The following is a 16,477-nucleotide window of genomic DNA, read 5'->3' on the forward strand; positions in this document are numbered from 1 at the left end:
GACGCGTGCCCGCGAACCCTCTCGAATGAGACTTACGAGGTCAGCCCGTAGGCCCTGATGACGGTCTGGGCGAAGGTGGTGTCACCCGAGCCCGCCGACAAGCGCAGCGACACGAAGTCACCCGCCGCCGGGTTGTGCACCAGCGCCGTCCACTGACCCTGGACCCGGGTCACCGGGGCGGGCCGCCAGGTCTTGCCCTCGTCGAAGGAGACCTCGGCCTTGGGCCGGATCCCGCCCGAGGCCGCCCCCGGCTGCTCGACCAGGAGCCGGATCGGGGTGAGCGCGGAGCGCCTGGCCCGGTTCAGCTCGTCGAGGCCCTGGGGGGCCGCCCGCACATGGAGCATGGACAGTGGCGTGATCTCCGCCGTGGTGCCGGAGCGGAAGGTCCACCTGGCGTCCACGGCGGTGGACAACGCGGCGTACGGCACCTGCCGCCGCCCGGACATCGTCACGGTGTAGACCGACTCCCCGGCGGGCACCCTGGCCCCGGGGGCGCAGATCGCTCCGCCCGGAGGCTCGCACGTCCTCCTGGCGAGTTCCTTGCCGTCCTTGGCCAGGCTGACCGCGACCGAGGAGTTGTCGTCCCTGCTCAGACGTCCGGCCCCGGAGTCGCTGAACAGGACGCTGTCGAGCTGGAGGTAATCGCCGGCGCGCATGGAGTAGGGGGACGGCGCCGCGCCGAACACGGCGGTGTTCCACACCTCGGTATGCGACCCGCCGGTGATCTCCCTGCCCGAATCCGCGCTCTGGTGACCCATCCCGTTCTCATCGAGCAGCACCATTCCGGACTGCCACTTGAGGCCCTTGACGGGAGATCGGTAGTGGACGACCGTCGCGGGCACGTGCAAGGGGGTGTCGGTCAGCCCTTCGCCATAAGGGCCGACCAGGGCCAGGCCGTCCCCCGGCACACCCGCGCCCCGGTAGTTCACCGTGACCTTGTCGAGATCGGCTTTCCTGACCCTGTAGACAGGGTCACTGGGAAGACCGCCCTCGGCGGTGTTGTAGAGGTCGTACCGGTAGGGACTCGGCGTCGCGCCGGACTTGACCAGCGTGGTATGCACCTTGAACGACAGGCCGGGCGACTGTGAGGGCACCACGAAGAGGCGTTCCTCGTTCCAGAAGTAGCTGGACCCGACAGAGTCCTCACCGTGGTAATACCTGGTCGTGAAGGCGAGCGCATGCCGCCGGGCGGTCGGGTCGTCGACGGACTGCACGACCTCCTTGGCCGCGCCGAGGTCGATCGTCACCTGCCTGGTCTGTTCAGTGAGCCGGACCGGCGGCGGCTGGGCGTACGTGATCTTGCCCTCTCCTCCATCGAACGTGCCGTCCAGAAACCATTCACCGGCCGGTAGCCGGACCGAGCCCGTGCCGTCGCGAACCTCGATCCACTCCCGCTGCTGCAACGCGAAGTTGTAGGCGAAGACCCAGCCCGTCTGGCCCGGCTCTCCGCCCTTGGTGGTGACGGTCAGGTCGTGGGACTCCGGTTCGATGTACGCGCCGGCCAGGGTGCGCACCACCGTCTCCCCCGCGGTCGCGGTGACCACTCCGGCGTACGCGCCGGGTTCGACCCCATCGGCCGCCGCCGCCGTGACGGTGACCGACGCCTCACCCTTGGCGGGCACTGTAAGCCGGTCGGCCGACAGGCTCAGCACCCCCGCCGGGAGCGGCCCGCTACCGACGGGCGCGATGGCCAGGTCCAGAGTGACGGGCGCGTCGCCGGTATTGGTGTAGGAGATGGCCTTGGTGGCCTGCTGCCCCTTCTCGTGCGGCCATCTGAGCACCGAGGACACATTGCCCGGGACCGCGACGACGGTCTGAGTGAGCGCCTTGGCCGCCTCCAGGCGTCCCGCCCCCTGCTCGAACGCGCTGGCGTCGGTCTTGGGGGTGGCGCTGCTGATCAGCGCCGACTTCAGCCGGTCCCCCCGCCAGTCCGGCCGCCGCTGGGCGAGGATCGCCGCCGCGCCGGCGACGTGCGGCGTCGCCATCGAGGTGCCGGAAATCGCCCCATAGGAGCCTTCCGGCGTGCTCGGTACGGCGGCGGTGATGTCCACCCCCGGCGCGGTGATCTCCGGCTTGATCGCGCCGTCACCGATGCGCGGGCCGCGGCTGGAGAACTCGGCCAGTTGGTCCTGCTTGTCCACCGCGCCCACGGTCAGCGCGGCATCCGCGCTCCCCGGGCTGCCCACCGAGCCCTCCCCCGGACCATCGTTACCGGCGGCGATCACGAACAACGTGCCCGTCTGCTCGCTGAGGACGTTCACCGCCTCTTCGAGCGGATCGGGCGTGCGGCTGTCCGTCCCGCCGAGGCTCATGTTGACGACCTTGGCCTTGACCTCGTTGGCCGCCCACTCCATCCCGGCGGCGATCTCCGACTCAAATCCGCCGAACTCGCTGAGCACCTTGCCGACCGCGAGTTTCGCATCCGGTGCCACACCCCGGTACTTCCCGCCGGAGGCCGCGCCCGTCCCCGCGATCGTCGAGGCCACATGGGTGCCGTGACCGACGCGGTCGTTGACCTCGGGCTCGTCGGTGCTGAAGCTCTTGGCGTGAGCGACCACACCCTGGAGGTCAGGGTGGGAGGGGTCATAGCCGGTGTCCAGGACGGCCACGGTCACACCCTTGCCGGTGTACCCGCTCTTCCACGCCTCCGGCGCGCCGACCTGCGGCACGCTCGTGTCCAAGGACGGCATCCGCCGCCCGTCCAGCCACAGCCGCCCGACCCCGCCCGCCAGTGACCGAGCGTTCGCGCCACCGGTCAGCGCCTGCCACGCCGTCGTCGCGTCGCTCTTGGGCACCTTGACCGATGCCAGCCCCAGGGCCCCACTGCGCCAGGTGGGCGCCGGTGCGCCGGATAACCGGAACGTCGCCGCCGCCGCACCGGTCGTCCGGGCCATGACCGGAACGTCCTTGCGGTGCGCGTCGTCGTATTTCCACTCGATGAGCTGCGTGACGTCGAACAGCCGCTCATCCAGCAGTCCCCGCGCGACCAATGGAGCCGCATCGGATGGAAGGACCACCAGATGGTCTTTCCTCTTCAGTGTGGAGAAATGAACCTTACGGCCCTTGCCCGGCCGGACCGAATGGCCTGAAGGCGAGATCGTGACCTTGTCGCCGGTGATGAGCGTGACGGTCTTCACGCCCCCCGTGGCCGGTCCTTCGGTGCTCTTCGGAGCAGGGGATGCCGACTTGACCTGCTGGTTCTGTTCGCTCGAGCCGTCCGGGGGCGGCGCGCTCGCGCTCGCCACTCCGGTCGCCGCGGACGCCACTGCCAGGGCGAGCGCGGTGACCACCGAAAAGTGCCTCATAGGCGAAACTCCCATTCGTTGAAGGGCATTTCTGCCTTACCCCGAGCATGATGCGGGAGTTTTTCGCCGAGTACAAGCCGGCGGCATTGCGGCAGTCGCGATTTCCGCATATTAGCGACACAGAAAAGCGTGCCCGGCCGGTAATATAACGAATCGCACGGCCGTGCAACAAAAGCGACATCTAATGTTCTGCATGGTCAGGCCCAATGCTAAATTGATTTCAGTGAGCTGGACCACCGGCAATTCGGCGACCGGGCGATCCGCCGGGCGCGACGGTGGCCTCCCCCGCCGGATCGCCCCCTTTTAACGCATGATCTCTGCATCTGCCGGATGGCATGGTGCGGTCGGCCGGAGGTGACGGCAGACGCAAAGTAGTTCGCGGGCCCGCTCGTCGTGACGCGTGCCCGCGAACCCTCTCGAATGAGACTTACGAGGTCAGCCCGTAGGCCCTGATGACGGTCTGGGCGAAGGTGGTGTCACCCGAGCCCGCCGACAGGCGTAGGGACACGAAGTCGCCCGCCGCCGGGTTGTGCACCAGCGCCGTCCACTGGCCCTGGACCCGGGTGACCGGGGCGGGCCGCCAGGTCTTGCCCTCGTCGAACGACGCCTCGGCCTTGGGCCGGATCTCATCCGAGTCCGCCCCCGGCTGCTCGACCAGGAGCCGGATCGGGGTGAGCGCGGAGCGCCTGGCCCGGTTCAGCTCGTCGAGGCCCTGCGGGGCCGCCCGCACATGGAGCATGGGCAGCGGTGCCCCCTCCTCCGCCGTGGTGCCGGAGCGGAACGTCCACTTGGCGTCCACGGCGGTGGACAGCGCGGCGTACGGTACCTGCCGTCGCCCGGACATCGTCACCGTGTAGGCCGATTCCTCGGGGGGCAGCTCCATCTCGATAAGGCAGCTTGCATAATCCGGCGGCGCGCACGCCCGCTTGGCCAGTTCCTTGCCGTCCTGGACCAGGCTGACCGCGCCCGACGAGTTGTCCTCCCAGCTGACCCGTCCGGCCCCGGACTCGCTGAACAGGTCGTAGTCGAGCTGGAGGTAATCGCCGTAGCGCTTGGAGTAGGTAGACGCCGCCGCGCCGTATACGGCGGTGTTCCATGTCTCGGTGTACGACCCGCGGGCGAGTTCCTCGCGCGAAGCCCAGATACGGTGACCGAACCCGCTCTCATCGGGCAGCGTCATTCCAGATCCCCACTTGAGGCCCTTGACAGGAGATCGGTAGTGGACGACCGTCGAGGGCACGCGCAGAGGGGTTTCGATGGGGAACGAGCCATAAGGGCCGACCTCGGCGATTCCGTCCGCCGGCACACCCGCGCCCCGGTAGGTTGCCGTGACCTTGGCGAGATCGGCTTTTCTGACCCTGTAGGAAGGGTCACTGGGAAGACCGCCCTCGGCGGTGTTGTAGAGGTCGTACCGGTAGGGACTCGGCGTCGCGCCGGACTTGACCAGCGTGGAATGCACCCTGAACGACTGGCGAGGCGCCTGCGAGGGCACCACGAAGACGCTTCCCTCGGTCAGGTTATAGCTGAACGTAACCCCACCATTGGCGCCGGACTGCTCGGTCCGGAGGGCCAGCGCATGCCGCCGGGCGGTCGGGTCGTCGACCGACTGCACGACCTCCTTGGCCGCGCCGAGGTCGATCGTCACCTGCCTGGTCTGTTCATCGAGCTGGAGCGGCGGTGTGTGGGCGATCGTGACCTTGCCTTGTTCTCCATTGAAGTAGCCCGCCAGCACCCATTCACCGGCCGGTAGCCGGACCGAGCCCGTGCCGTCGCGAACCTCGATCCGCTCTTCCTGCCACGATGTGAAGCTGTAGACGTAGACCGAGCCCGTCTGGCCGGGTTCCCCGCCCTTGGTGGTGACGGTCAGGTCGATGGTCTCCGGTTCGATGTACGCGCCGGCCAGGGTGCGCACCACCGTGTCGCCCGCGGTCGCGGTGACCACTCCCGCGTACGCGCCGGGCTCGACCCCATCGGCCGCCGCCGCCGTGACGGTCACCGACGCCTCACCCTTGGCGGGCACTGTAAGCCGGTCGGCCGACAGGCTCAGCACCCCCGCCGGGAGCGGCCCGCTACCGACGGGCGCGATGGCCAGATCCAACGTGACGGCCGCATCACCGGTGTTGGCGTAGGTGATGGTCTTGGTGGTCTGCTGGCCCTTCTCATGCGGCCATCTGAGCACCGAGGACACGTTGCCCGGGAGGGCCACGACGGTCTGGGTGAGCGCCTTGGCCGCCTCCAGGCGTCCCGCACCCTGCTCGTACGCGTTGCTGTCCGTGTGCGGGGTGGCGCTGCTGATCAGCGCCGACTTCAGCCGCTCTCCCCGCCACTCCGGACGCCGCTGGGCCAGGATCGCCGCCGCGCCCGCGACGTGCGGCGTCGCCATCGAGGTGCCGGAAATCGCCCCATAAGAGCCTTCCGGCGTGCTCGGTACCGCGGCCGTGATGTCGACGCCAGGGGCGGTGATCTCCGGCTTGATCGCGCCGTCACCGACCCGCGGGCCGCGGCTGGAGAACTCCGCGAGCCGGTCCTGCTTGTCCACCGCGCCCACGGTCAGCGCGGCATCCGCGCTTCCCGGACTTTCCACCGTGCCCTCTCCCGAACCGGAGTTACCGGCGGCGGCCACGAACAGCGTGCCCGTCTGCTCGCTGAGGACGTTCACCGCCTCTTCGACGGGATCGAGCCTCCGGTCGTCGGTCCCGCCGAGACTCATGTTGACGACCTTGGCCTTGACCTCGTTCGCCGCCCACTCCATCCCGGCGACGATCTCCGAGTCGTACCCGCCGTACCTGCTGAGCACCTTGCCGACCGCGAGCTTCGCGTCCGGTGCGACACCCCGGTACTTCCCGCCGGAGGCCGCGCCCGTCCCCGCGATCGTCGAAGCCACATGGGTGCCGTGACCGGCGTGGTCATTGATGTCCGGCTCCAGCGAACTGAAGCTCTTGCTGTGCGTGACCACGCCCTGAAGGTCAGGGTGGGCCGGATCGTAGCCGGTGTCCAGGACGGCCACGGTCACACCCTTGCCGGTATAGCCGCTTTTCCACGCCTCCGGCGCACCGACCTGCGGCACACTCTTGTCCAGAGACGGCATCCGCCGCCCGTCCAGCCACAACCGCCCGACCCCGCCCGCCAGCGACCGAGCGTTCGCGCCGCCGCTCAGCGCCTGCCACGCCGTCGTGGCGTCGCTCTTGGGGACCTTGACCGCCGCCAGCCCGAGCACCCCGCTACGCCAGGTGGGTGCGGGCGCGCCGGACATCCGGAACGTCGCCGCCGCCGCACCGGCGGTCCGGGCGATCACCGGAACGTCCTTGCGGTGCGCGTCGTCGTATTTCCACTCGATGAGCTGCGTGACGTCGAACAGCCGCTCATCCAGCAGTCCCCGCGCGACCAATGGCGCGGCATCCGACGGAAGGACCACCAGATGGCCCTTCCTCTCCAGCGTGGAAAACCGGACCTTACGGCCCTTGCCCGGCCGGACCGAATGGCCTGAAGGCGAGATCGTGACCTTGTCGCCGGTGATGAGCGTGACGGTCTTCACACCGTCCTGCGGAGCGGGGTGGGCCGGCCTGAGCTGCCGGTCCTGCCCCTCGGGTACACCTGGGGGCTCACTCGCGCCCGCCACTCCGGTCGCCGCGGACGCCACTGTCAAGGCGACCGCCGCGATTACCGAAAAGCGCCTCATAGGAGAAACTCCCTTACTTACTAGGGTATTTCTGCCTTACCCGGAGAATGATGCGGGAGATTTACACCGGACACAAGATGGCCCTCGGCGAGACGGTGGCGATTTCCGCGCACTAGCAAAGCGAAAAAGCGTCCTCAGCTATTAACCTAAAAAATCATGTGGCCGTGCAACGAAAATGGCCTTCGGTGATTCCCATGGTCGGGGCGGCGGTCGATCGGCTGTCGTGCGCCGCATCACGGAAGATTCGCCGGCCGGGCCGGCCCGCCGACAGCGGCGACCGGCTCCCCTGCCGGATCGCCGCCTCTTAACGCACGATCTCCGCGTTGTGTGGACGGTCACGCCGCCAGGGCGGTGGCCGCCGCGGCGATGTAGAGCAGCCCGCCCGCGCAGACGGCGAGCCCGGCGAGCGGCGGCAGCCAGGAGGTCACGACGCTCAGGCGCGGGTGGACGGACAGCAGGCCGTACCCGCGCACGGTCGCCACCCCGACGGCCGTCAGCGTGAGCGCCATGCCCGCCCCGAACGCCAGCACCAGGGCCACCGCGCCCACCGTCCGGCCCGTCAGCAGGCCGCTGACCAGCACGATGAACGCCGACGGCGACGGCAGCAGCCCGCCCGACAGCGCCAGCGCCAAAAGCCCGCGCCGCGACCAGGGATCGAGCGCATCCCCATCATGGCCGTGGCCGTGCCCGTGCCCGTGCCCGTGGCCGTGCCCGTGCCCGTGGCCGTGCCCGTGGCCGTGCCCGTGCCCGTGGCCGTGGCCGTGGCCGTGGCCGTGACCATTAACCTGGCGGCGGGCCGACAGGTGACGCCACGTCAGGTGCGCGCCCACTACGGCCACCACCGCGCCCGCGCCCGCCTGCAACCAGGCCGTCACCCGTTCCGTGGCGAACCCCGAGCTCAGCCACACCCACACCACCGCGAGCACCAGCACCGACAGGGTGTGCATCAACGCGACGATGGCCCCCAGCCGCACCGCGTCCCGGTACCGCCCCCGCGCGCCCACCAGATAGGCCGCGGTCACGCTCTTGCCGTGCCCCGGCGCCACCGCGTGCACCGCCCCCACGCCGAACGCCACCGTCAGCAGCAGCCAGAAGGCCGCGTTCCCGTCGAACAGCTCGATCAGCCGCTGCTCCGGCCCCAGCAGCCCGTTCACGCGGCCACCCGCCCGCGCCGCGCCCGCCGCCACACCAGTACCCCGGCCGCCGCCAGCACCACCGCCAGCGTCCCCGCCCCGAGCGCCCACACCGCCGCCGGAGGGCCGCCCGCCGTACCCGCGACCGGCACCCGCTGGGTGCCCGCCGACGAGGTGAACATCACCTTCCCCGAGGCCGCGCTCACCACCGTCCGGTAGGCGGGGTTCAGGTCGGTCAGCGGCGTCATCGTCAGCTCCACCTCCGACACCGGCCCCGGGCACTCGAAGGTGAACCGGGCCCCCTCGGCGAGCAGGTCGCGCAGCTCCGCCAGCCGCCCCGGGCACGCGCGCCCGCGCTGCGCCACCCGCACCCGCGCGAGCAGGTACGTCCGCACGGCGGCCGAGCGCCCCAGCTTCTGCTCACCGGTCAGCGCGGTCGACACCGGCCCCGACCCCGGGTCCTCGAACGCGCCCAGCGACTGGCCGAGCGCCACCCAGTCGTCCTCGGCCGACCGCCAGGCCAGCTCGACGCGGGGGCCGTCGGCGCGCAGGCTCGCCGTCGAAGGCGGCCCGAAGGGATGCGCCGCGGCGGGGGCCGCGAACGCCAGCAGCAGGACCGCGAGCAGCGCGGCCACGGATGGTATGCGAAAAGGCACGAACGACTCCACGAACGAAACGAAGAAAAGGCGGCGCGGACGCCGGACGGGCGCCCGCGCCACCCCGGTTCACCTGGTGACGGTGATCAGCGGGCTGGTGATCTTCTGGTTCTCACTGGACAGGTAGACCAGGTGGGTGCTGCCCCGGCGCACCCACGGGGGCATCCGGAAGGTGTGGGACAGCCGGCCGAGTTCGTCGGCCCTGGCCTCGCCGAGCGGCACGCCGTCGCGGCCGTGGCCGCCGTGCTGCGCCACGGCCTCCTTGCCCCGCGTCTCGCGCAGGTAGACGCGCACGCGCTCGCCCGGGTCGTAGCCGTAGGCGGTCGCGGTGACCTTGTCCCACCGGCTCGCCTCGGTCTTGTCCACCGTGACCTGCTCGCCGACGGTGTTCTCCGGCGTGCGCAACTCGTTGACGGTACGCTCGCCGCGGTCGTTCTTGCGGATCAGGAACCCGTCGTGGTGCTCGCCATTGGCGTAGCGGGCCTCGAACCTGATCTGGTCGCCCTCGACGTCGATCAACTGGTAGAGCTGGGTGTTCTGGCTGGAACTGCGCACCTCGGCGCCGTTGCCGGTCCAGTTCTCGCCGTTGTTCAGCGCGTACATCTTGCCGCCGGAGACCGACACCACGTAGGCCACGCCGTTGTGCACGGTGATGGACTTACGCGCGGAGGCCAGGTTGCCCCGGCCGTAGGAGTGGTCGTGGCCCTGGAGCGCCAGGTCCACGCCGTACTTCTCCAGCAGCGGCCCCCACTGGCCGCGTACCTGCGGGTTGTTGCGCGTGCCCGTGGTCGAGTAGACGGGGTGGTGGAAGGTCACCACGGTCCACTTGTTCGGGTTGTCCTTGAGGACCTTCTCCAGCCAGGTGGTCTGCGCGGCCATCAGCGCGGCGTTGCCCTGGTGGTTGGAGTCCAGGCCGATGAACCGTACGCCCTGGTAGTCGATGTAGTAGACGGTCTGCTTGAGTTCGGGGTTGCCCGGCCCGTTGTCCGGATAGGGGAACTGCGGCCTCCAGAACGACGACAGGCCGCCGCTGTACTCATGGTTGCCGGGGATGGACAGGTTGTTGATCTGGCTGTCGATGAAACCGGCGGCCTTGTACCACTGACCCCACTCCTCCTCGCTGTTGGCGGAGTTGATGAGGTCACCGGCGTTGACGATCATCTTGGCCTGCGGCCGGTCGGCGAAGGCGTGCCGGAACACCCGGGGCACGGCCGAGTCGATGTAGTTCTGCGCGTCGCCGTAGTAGATGAAGGAGAACGGCTCGAACTTGCCCGCGGCGGTGGTGAAGTCGTGCCATTCGCTCCAGTTCGTGCCGTCGCCGACGCGGTAGGTGTAGCGGGTGGCGGGCTTGAGGCCGGTGAACTCCACCGTGTGGTAGGTCGAGGCGTAGCCGAGGGTGGTGTTGACCGGGGTGCTGGACTGGGCCTGCACCCTGGTCACCGCGCCGGCGGGCGGGGCGACCTGGCCGAGCGCCCGGGGCGCCTCCAGGATCTCCGCCTGCGCGAACTCCGCCGTCGCCTCCGCGCGCCAGGTCACCTTCTGGCTGGCGGCAGGGGTCGTGGTGGGGGTGAGGATGACGCGGTCCGGCACCGGGGAGGGCTTGTGGACCTCGGCGGCCGGATGCTTGGGCGGGGCGGCGTAGCTGAACGCGACCGGTGCGAAGGCGAGGCCGCCTACCAGCACCGCGCCGGTGCCCAGCGCGGCGAGGCGCACATGGCGGCGCCGGGCCGGTTCGGGGAGGGTGGGGTGGTTCACTGATGGTGCTCCTGGGAAGGATGTGACGCCCGTTGCGAGAGTGCGGCGGGCCTCGGCATTCATTCCATGGGCGGTCGACACCCGGATGTCCATTGGCCGTCCGGCGCGTTAACGCAAGATCCATTTCGGTACGAATCGGTAGATGTCGGGCAGGGGTCACACCGCGTTCGCCCGCCGTTCACGCGGCCCCGATGAAGTGAGCCCGACGCTGGCCCCAGTGATGACCGAAAGGCAGGCCCGGTGCCCCGACCGCTCGCCCTGATCGTCGGCGTGCTCGCGCTCGGCACCCTGTTCGTCCCCCCGCACGAACCCTGTGCCGCCAAGGGCGATGCCTTCCTCGACGCCCAGACCCCCGGCGTGCTGACCATCGAGCCCGGCGAGTGCTTCACCGATCCGGCGGGCGGCCATGTCCGTTACATCCCGTGCGACGAGCGCGGGGCCGCCAATCAGGCGTACGGCTTCGTCCATGTGGCGGACGGCCCCTGGGACCGTACGGCTCTCGCCGCCCACGCCTGGCGCGTCTGCGGGACCGGTTTCGCCCGCCAGTGGCCGGGCGGCCGGGCCACCGGCCTGGCGTACTACCCGGTCCTGCCGACCGCCGCCACCTGGGCCGGCGGCGACCGCGACATCATGTGCGCCGCCTATCGCACCGGCGGCCCGCTGACCGGTTCCCTCCTCCCCCGCCACTGACCTGCGAGGCGCTTCCCGAGGCGTTGCGCGGGGGCTTCGACGAAACGCCAGGTCAGCGCGGACAGGCCGAGCAACAGCGCGACCACGGCCGCCAGAATGCCGAGCCTGACGGACATCGAAAGGCCGGCCGGATCCGGCCAGAACCATTGCGCGCTTTCCAGGAACAGCGGATGGAGCAGGTATATCGAATAGCTGACCAGTCCCAGCCAGGTGAGCGGGGCGGGCATCTTACGATTTCGCAGCGTCATACCGATGAGGAAAGTGAGCCAGGCCGCCACGATCGCCGCCTGAAAACCCGGCCGGCCACCGGCCAGCCAGATTCCGGCCAGTGGTACCAAGGCCATCCAGGAGGCCCGTTTCCAGGAGATCTCCGCGCGCTCGGCCCGATAAAGGGCCGTGCCGGCGAACATGGTGGCCAGGATGAACAACCCCTCCCAGGGACCCGGGTAATTCTGGTTGACCGCGAGCAGCGTCAGCACGGTGAGCCCGATCACGATCGCACCCGCCCGCCGTACGCCGCCCGACGCCCTGAAGGTGGCCACCAGCCCGGCCGACACCAGGGCGATGACCACCACGACGACCGCCAGCATCTCCCCCGGCCCGGCGGAGGTCAGCAGACGGGAGGGGAGCACGCCCGCGCCCAGCGCGGCCACGGCGATGAACCCGAGCGCGGCGCGGGAGCCGCGGCGATGCACGCCCAGCACGTACATCGCGGTGAGCAGGAGGTAGAACGCCATCTCGAAGGACAACGTCCAGAGCACATTGACCACGTTGGGCATGGCGAACAGATTCTGGAGCATCGTCAGGTGCCCGAGCCCCAGCGCCACGGGCCGGGTTCGCCACCAGCCGTCGAGGGCGTCCCAGCCGAGCGCGACGAGCAGCGCCATCCCCGCCACACTGACGGCGAACATCGGATACAGCCGGAAGAAACGCGAGATCCAAAACCCGGGCACGCTGCCCCGGCGTTCCAGCGACGCCGGCACGATATAGCCGCTGACCAAGAAGAACACCAGCACGCCGTACCAGCCGGGCTCGAATACCACCTTGATCGGCATCCGGTGCTCGGGGAACAACGGCGACAGCGCGTGCTCGAAAACCACCATCAGCGCCGCCACCCCGCGCAGGGCGTCCAGCCACCCGAGCCGCCGATCGTTTACCGGCCGCGACTCGTGCTTCCGCTCCTGCCCTTGGATGGTCGCCATCTGCGGATCATAATGGCGGCGCACGGCCTCGGTGAATATCGAAAAAGCGGCGACATTCAGAACACGCCGGGCCTCAGGCGGTCATTTCCCGGAAATCGCGCGCTGCGGGTTACTCCGGCGTGGCCCGGCCCGGGGCGAGGTCAGCGGAAACGGACCTTGAGGCGGCCGTAGCCGAGCCTGCCGGTGATGCGGATGCGGGGGCCGCCCGGCTGCCGGCGCTTGGGGGCGCGGCAGACGACCCTGCCCCACTGGCACTCCACGCTGTCCACGTCGACATCGGCGTCGCTGGGCACGGTGAGCAGGGCCGAGCCGTATTCAAGCGACAGCTCGATGTCGATCACCGGGTGCTCGATGACCGCGTGGCTCAGGTCGAGGACCACCCCGCCGTAGTCGGACTCGATCCGCAGGGCGCGCGGGACGCGCCAGGCGCCGGTGCGGGTGATGCGCCCGCCGGTGCCCTTCAGCTCGACGACCTTCTCCGGCTCGGCGCCGCCCAGGTCGGCGGTGAGCGAGGTGAGGTCGCCGCGGGAGCGGGCGGCGAGGGCGCCGGCGACCCGCTCCTCCATTTCCAGGGAGGTCAGCCGGCCGTCGGCGAACGCCTGTTGCAGCAGTTCGATGGCCTGGTCACGCTCCGCGTGGGTGACACGCATCAGCGAGTCGGACGGCGCGGCGGCAAGAGGGCCACTTCCGGCATCGGGCATGGGCGACAAAGCCATAATGATGCCATGGTGACGCCATAATGACGTCATGTCAACTGCTGACATATGGGGCATATGTGACCTCACTGTCATAAACAGCCGTCATGCTGGGAGGGGTGCATACGTGGCTCAGCGATCAGGTGAAGACACGGCTGGGCACGTTCGGCCACCAGGTGCCCGCCATCGTGCAGAGCGCCGTGGGTTCGGCGGTGGCGTGGATCGTCGCGGTCCAGTTGCTCGGCCACGCCCATCCCCTCTTCGCCCCGATCTCCGTGATGATCTGTGTCGGCGTGGGGCTGGGGAACCGGCTGCGCCGGGTCGCCGAACTGGTGGTCGGCGTGACCCTGGGCGTGGGCATCGGCGACCTGCTGGTGTCCTGGATCGGTTCCGGACCATGGCAGATGGCGCTCGTCATCGCGCTGGCGATGGCCGTGGCCGGGCTGCTCAACAGTGGTGAGCTGTTCGTGACGCAGGTCGGGTCCTCCGCGGTGCTGGTCACCATGCTGGTGCCCGGGGAGGACGTCGGCGGGCTCGACCGCATGGCCGACGCGCTGACCGGCGGGGTCGTCGGCCTCATCGCGGTCGCGCTGCTGCCGGCCAGCCCGGTGGCCATCGCCGGCCGGCACCTGTCCCAGTTGCTCGACGCGCTGTCCACGGTGCTGGAGCGGGCGGCGGACGCGATCGACCAGCGGGACGCCGACCTCGCGGCCGAGGCCCTGGAGAAGGGGCGCACGACGCAGTCGCTGGTGGAGGAGTTCACGGCGGCGCTGGTGAACAGCAAGGAGATCACCATGATCTCGCCGCTGCGCAGGCATCACCGGGCCCGGCTGGCCCGGTACGAGACGGCCGCGCTGCCAGTGGACCTGGCGCTGCGCAACGCGCGGGTGCTGGCCCGCCGTACGCTGGCCGCGCTCGGCGAGCCCGGCCCGCCGCCCCGGGCGCTGGCGGAGTCGATGCGCGAGGTGTCGGAGGCGGCGCTGCTGCTCCAGCTCGAACTGAACGCCGGGCGCGAGCCGATGCTCGCCCGGCAGGCGCTGCTCGCCGTCGCCGCCCGGGAACGGCCGACCAACCTCGGCTTCTCCGCCAACGTCACCCTCGCCCAGCTCCGCTCGATCGCCGTGGACCTGCTCCAGGCCACCGGGATGGACCACGACGAGGCCACCGCGGCGCTGACCCCGCTGACCGAGAACCAGCGGCGGCGCGCGAGCTGAGGGCTCAGTGGGCCCCGAGGGCCGCGGCGATGGCGTCCTGCACAGTGTCGTGTACCCATATGTGCGCGTGTACGCCGGTGACGGCCAGCAGGCGCGAGGGCGCGTGCCGCAGCGCGGCCAGGCGTACCTCCCCGCCGTATCGTCGCGTCTCGCTGGCGCACAGCAGCAGCACCCGCAGCCCGGCGCTGTCGATGAACGGCACCTCCGACAGGTCGAACACCACGTGCTCGCCCCGGTCGCGGTCGCGGCGGGCGCGTTCGATGTAGCTCTCCAGCTCCCCCGCGGTGGCGAAATCCAGCTCGCCCGCCACCGCGATCAGTGTCACCGCGGGCAGGTGCGCGTGTGCCAGCGCCAGGGGTCCGCACGGTACGTCCGGCCGCCGCCGCCCGCTTGCCATGTCCGAACATTAGACCCCACCGGCCCATCGGAACAGGCCGATCAGGCGACCGAGATGACGAGCTTTCCGGCCGCGCGGCCGGCCCGCAGGTGAGCGATGGCCGCGGGCAGCTCGTCCAGCGGATAGGAGCGCTCCACGACCGGGGTGAGCGCGCCGGTCTCGATCAGCTCCGCGAGGTAGCGGAGATCCGCCTCGCGCGTCCGGCTGAGCAGCCCGCGCAACTTCTGGCGCACGAACGGGGACCACAACTGCGCCCGGACCTGCCTGCCCGCGCCGCCGGTCCAGCGCCCGCCGACCTCGGAGCCGACGAGGACGAGCCGGCCCCGTGGGCGCAGGATCCGCCGCAACGCCCCCAGCGAGCGCTGACCGCCCGTGTCCAGGATGAGGTCGTAGCGCCGGGAGCCCGCGGTGGGTTCCTCCTTGGTGTGGTCGATGACGTGGTCGGCTCCGATCGAGCGGACCAGGTCCACCTTCGCGGTGCCGCACGCGCCGGTCACCCGCGCGCCGAGCGCCTTGGCGATCTGCACCGCGAACGTCCCGACGCCGCCGCCCGCGCCGAGGATCAGCACCTCCTCGCCTTCGCGCAGCTCGCCGCGGTCGCGCAGCCCTTGAAGGGCGGCGAGCCCGGACACGGCCACCGCCGCGGCCCGCTCGAAGGTGGTGTTCGCCGGGAGGGGCACGAGCGTCTCCGGGCGGGCCAGTGCGTACTCGGCGTAGGAACCCTCGCAGGCGCCGAACACGGCGTCGCCCGGCCTGAACCGGGTGACGTCCCGGCCGACCGCCGCGACGGTGCCCGCGAGGTCCATCCCGAGCCCCGGATCTTTCGGCCGGCGCACGCCGAAACCGACCAGGCGCACGAGGTACGGCAGGCCGGTGACCGTGTGCCACACCCCCTGGTCGAGCCCGGCCGCGTGGACGCGCACGAGCACGTCGCCGGGCCCCGGTTCCGGCCGCTCGACCTCACTGGCGCGTAACGTCTCGGGCGAGCAGTATTCGTGCCGGATGACGGCTTTCATGGTCGTCATGACCTTTCCTCTCTGGAATCGGATGTGTCCGGGTACTGGAAGACCGCTTCCAGCGGGACGCCGAACACGCGGGCGATCTGGAAGGCCATCTCCAGCGAGGGCGAGTAGCGCCCCTTCTCGATGGCGATGACGGTCTGGCGGGTGACGCCGAGCCGGTCGGCCAGCTCGGACTGGGTCATCTCGCCGTGGGCGAACCGCAGCGCGCGGATCTGGTTGGTGACCTTGGTGGGCTTGGGTGAGTTGACCAACGTTCAGAAACCCCGGCGGTAGGCGACGATCTTGACGACCGACGTGGTGAGTCCGTCGAGGACGAAGCCCAGGTAGAGCGTGTTGGCGATCCAGAAGTGCTCGAACCGGGCGAGGGTCAGCGCGAGCGCCGCCACCGCCCCGATGGCCAGGGCGCCATATCCGGCGCGCTTGCCGTACTGATCGATGCTCTTGTCCCGCTCGTCGTTGAGACCCACGTGCTCGGGCGCCAAGATCGCCGAACCGATCACGCCGAGGATGTTGGCGGCGATGCCGGCGCCGATGGCGATGAGCATCGGCGCCGCGTACTCGGCCGGGGGCTCCTGCCCGAGCACGGTCACGAAGTAGGCCGCCGGCACGATCAGCGTGACCACCGCGTACACCCACGCCCGCTTCTCCTGAAAGGACATGCCGCTCCCAGTGCGAAAGACCTGATGTAAAGAAAACCAGACATCAGTAAATGTAAAGCGGCGCGGACAT

At 70.1% G+C, this 16,477-nt stretch carries 13 protein-coding genes; 2 read left to right on the forward strand and 11 right to left on the reverse strand.

Annotated features, from left to right (window positions below):
• Positions 1-32 precede the first annotated feature (32 nt).
• The 5 genes from ACH34R_RS35455 to ACH34R_RS35475 form a co-directional block, all read right to left on the reverse strand.
• Positions 33-3,305, reverse strand: coding sequence for a S8 family peptidase (locus tag ACH34R_RS35455; protein WP_397565949.1), 3,273 nt, complete (start codon positions 3,303-3,305; stop codon positions 33-35).
• Positions 3,306-3,732: 427 nt separating this feature from the next.
• Positions 3,733-6,984 carry a S8 family peptidase gene (locus ACH34R_RS35460; protein ID WP_397565950.1) on the reverse strand — a complete coding sequence of 1,084 codons (3,252 nt, stop codon included), beginning with the start codon at positions 6,982-6,984 and terminating at the stop codon, positions 3,733-3,735.
• A 335-nt stretch (positions 6,985-7,319) separates the two neighbouring features.
• A complete protein-coding gene (locus tag ACH34R_RS35465) occupies positions 7,320-8,138 on the reverse strand; it encodes a hypothetical protein (protein WP_397565951.1) in 819 nt (272 codons plus the stop codon).
• Positions 8,135-8,773: a hypothetical protein gene (locus ACH34R_RS35470; RefSeq protein WP_397565952.1), complete on the reverse strand. Its 639-nt coding sequence runs from the start codon at positions 8,771-8,773 to the stop codon at positions 8,135-8,137. The genes ACH34R_RS35465 and ACH34R_RS35470 overlap by 4 nt, the downstream gene beginning before the upstream one ends.
• Positions 8,774-8,842: 69 nt before the next feature.
• Positions 8,843-10,528, reverse strand: coding sequence for a fibronectin type III domain-containing protein (locus ACH34R_RS35475; RefSeq protein ID WP_397565953.1), 1,686 nt, complete (start codon positions 10,526-10,528; stop codon positions 8,843-8,845).
• 240 nt (positions 10,529-10,768) lie between these two features.
• On the opposite strand from ACH34R_RS35475, the gene ACH34R_RS35480 reads away from it, so the two are divergent.
• Entirely contained in the window at positions 10,769-11,218 is a 450-nt protein-coding gene (locus tag ACH34R_RS35480) for a hypothetical protein (RefSeq protein ID WP_397565955.1), read from the forward strand.
• On the opposite strand, the gene ACH34R_RS35485 is transcribed toward ACH34R_RS35480, so the two are convergent.
• Together ACH34R_RS35485 and ACH34R_RS35490 are read right to left on the reverse strand one after the other, a co-directional pair.
• Positions 11,170-12,420, reverse strand: a complete 1,251-nt coding sequence (locus ACH34R_RS35485; protein WP_397565956.1) for an acyltransferase family protein — start codon at positions 12,418-12,420, stop codon at positions 11,170-11,172. The genes ACH34R_RS35480 and ACH34R_RS35485 overlap by 49 nt on opposite strands.
• Before the next feature lie 140 nt (positions 12,421-12,560).
• Positions 12,561-13,121, reverse strand: coding sequence for a DUF1707 domain-containing protein (locus ACH34R_RS35490; RefSeq protein WP_397565957.1), 561 nt, complete (start codon positions 13,119-13,121; stop codon positions 12,561-12,563).
• A gap of 113 nt (positions 13,122-13,234) precedes the next feature.
• On the opposite strand from ACH34R_RS35490, the gene ACH34R_RS35495 reads away from it, so the two are divergent.
• Positions 13,235-14,329 carry an aromatic acid exporter family protein gene (locus ACH34R_RS35495; RefSeq protein WP_397565959.1) on the forward strand — a complete coding sequence of 365 codons (1,095 nt, stop codon included), beginning with the start codon at positions 13,235-13,237 and terminating at the stop codon, positions 14,327-14,329.
• Between the two features lie 4 nt (positions 14,330-14,333).
• Here ACH34R_RS35495 and ACH34R_RS35500 read toward each other — a convergent pair whose 3' ends face one another.
• The 4 genes from ACH34R_RS35500 to ACH34R_RS35515 are packed head-to-tail and all read right to left on the reverse strand — an operon-like array spanning position 14,334 to position 16,407.
• Entirely contained in the window at positions 14,334-14,726 is a 393-nt protein-coding gene (locus ACH34R_RS35500) for an STAS domain-containing protein (RefSeq protein WP_397565960.1), read from the reverse strand.
• Between the two features lie 41 nt (positions 14,727-14,767).
• Positions 14,768-15,751: an NAD(P)-dependent alcohol dehydrogenase gene (locus ACH34R_RS35505; RefSeq protein WP_397565961.1), complete on the reverse strand. Its 984-nt coding sequence runs from the start codon at positions 15,749-15,751 to the stop codon at positions 14,768-14,770.
• Complete coding sequence (locus ACH34R_RS35510; RefSeq protein WP_397565962.1) at positions 15,748-15,999, reverse strand: helix-turn-helix transcriptional regulator; 252 nt, start codon at positions 15,997-15,999, stop codon at positions 15,748-15,750. The genes ACH34R_RS35505 and ACH34R_RS35510 overlap by 4 nt, the downstream gene beginning before the upstream one ends.
• A 3-nt stretch (positions 16,000-16,002) precedes the next feature.
• Entirely contained in the window at positions 16,003-16,407 is a 405-nt protein-coding gene (locus ACH34R_RS35515; protein ID WP_397565963.1) for a hypothetical protein, read from the reverse strand.
• Between the last annotated feature and the right edge of the window lie 70 nt (positions 16,408-16,477).

It is taken from the genome of Spongiactinospora sp. 9N601, assembly GCF_044326295.1.
Classification (GTDB): domain Bacteria; phylum Actinomycetota; class Actinomycetes; order Streptosporangiales; family Streptosporangiaceae; genus Spongiactinospora; species Spongiactinospora gelatinilytica.

What these genes read in the sequence shown, in the direction of transcription:
- ACH34R_RS35455 (WP_397565949.1), bottom strand. Translation starts at nt 3,305, where the DNA reads ATGAGGCACTTTTCGGTGGTCACCGCGCTCGCCCTGGCAGTGGCGTCC.
- ACH34R_RS35460 (WP_397565950.1), bottom strand. Translation starts at nt 6,984, where the DNA reads ATGAGGCGCTTTTCGGTAATCGCGGCGGTCGCCTTGACAGTGGCGTCC.
- ACH34R_RS35485 (WP_397565956.1), bottom strand. Translation starts at nt 12,420, where the DNA reads ATGGCGACCATCCAAGGGCAGGAGCGGAAGCACGAGTCGCGGCCGGTA.
- ACH34R_RS35490 (WP_397565957.1), bottom strand. Translation starts at nt 13,121, where the DNA reads ATGCCCGATGCCGGAAGTGGCCCTCTTGCCGCCGCGCCGTCCGACTCG.
- ACH34R_RS35500 (WP_397565960.1), bottom strand. Translation starts at nt 14,726, where the DNA reads ATGGCAAGCGGGCGGCGGCGGCCGGACGTACCGTGCGGACCCCTGGCG.
- ACH34R_RS35505 (WP_397565961.1), bottom strand. Translation starts at nt 15,751, where the DNA reads ATGACGACCATGAAAGCCGTCATCCGGCACGAATACTGCTCGCCCGAG.
- ACH34R_RS35515 (WP_397565963.1), bottom strand. Translation starts at nt 16,407, where the DNA reads ATGTCCTTTCAGGAGAAGCGGGCGTGGGTGTACGCGGTGGTCACGCTG.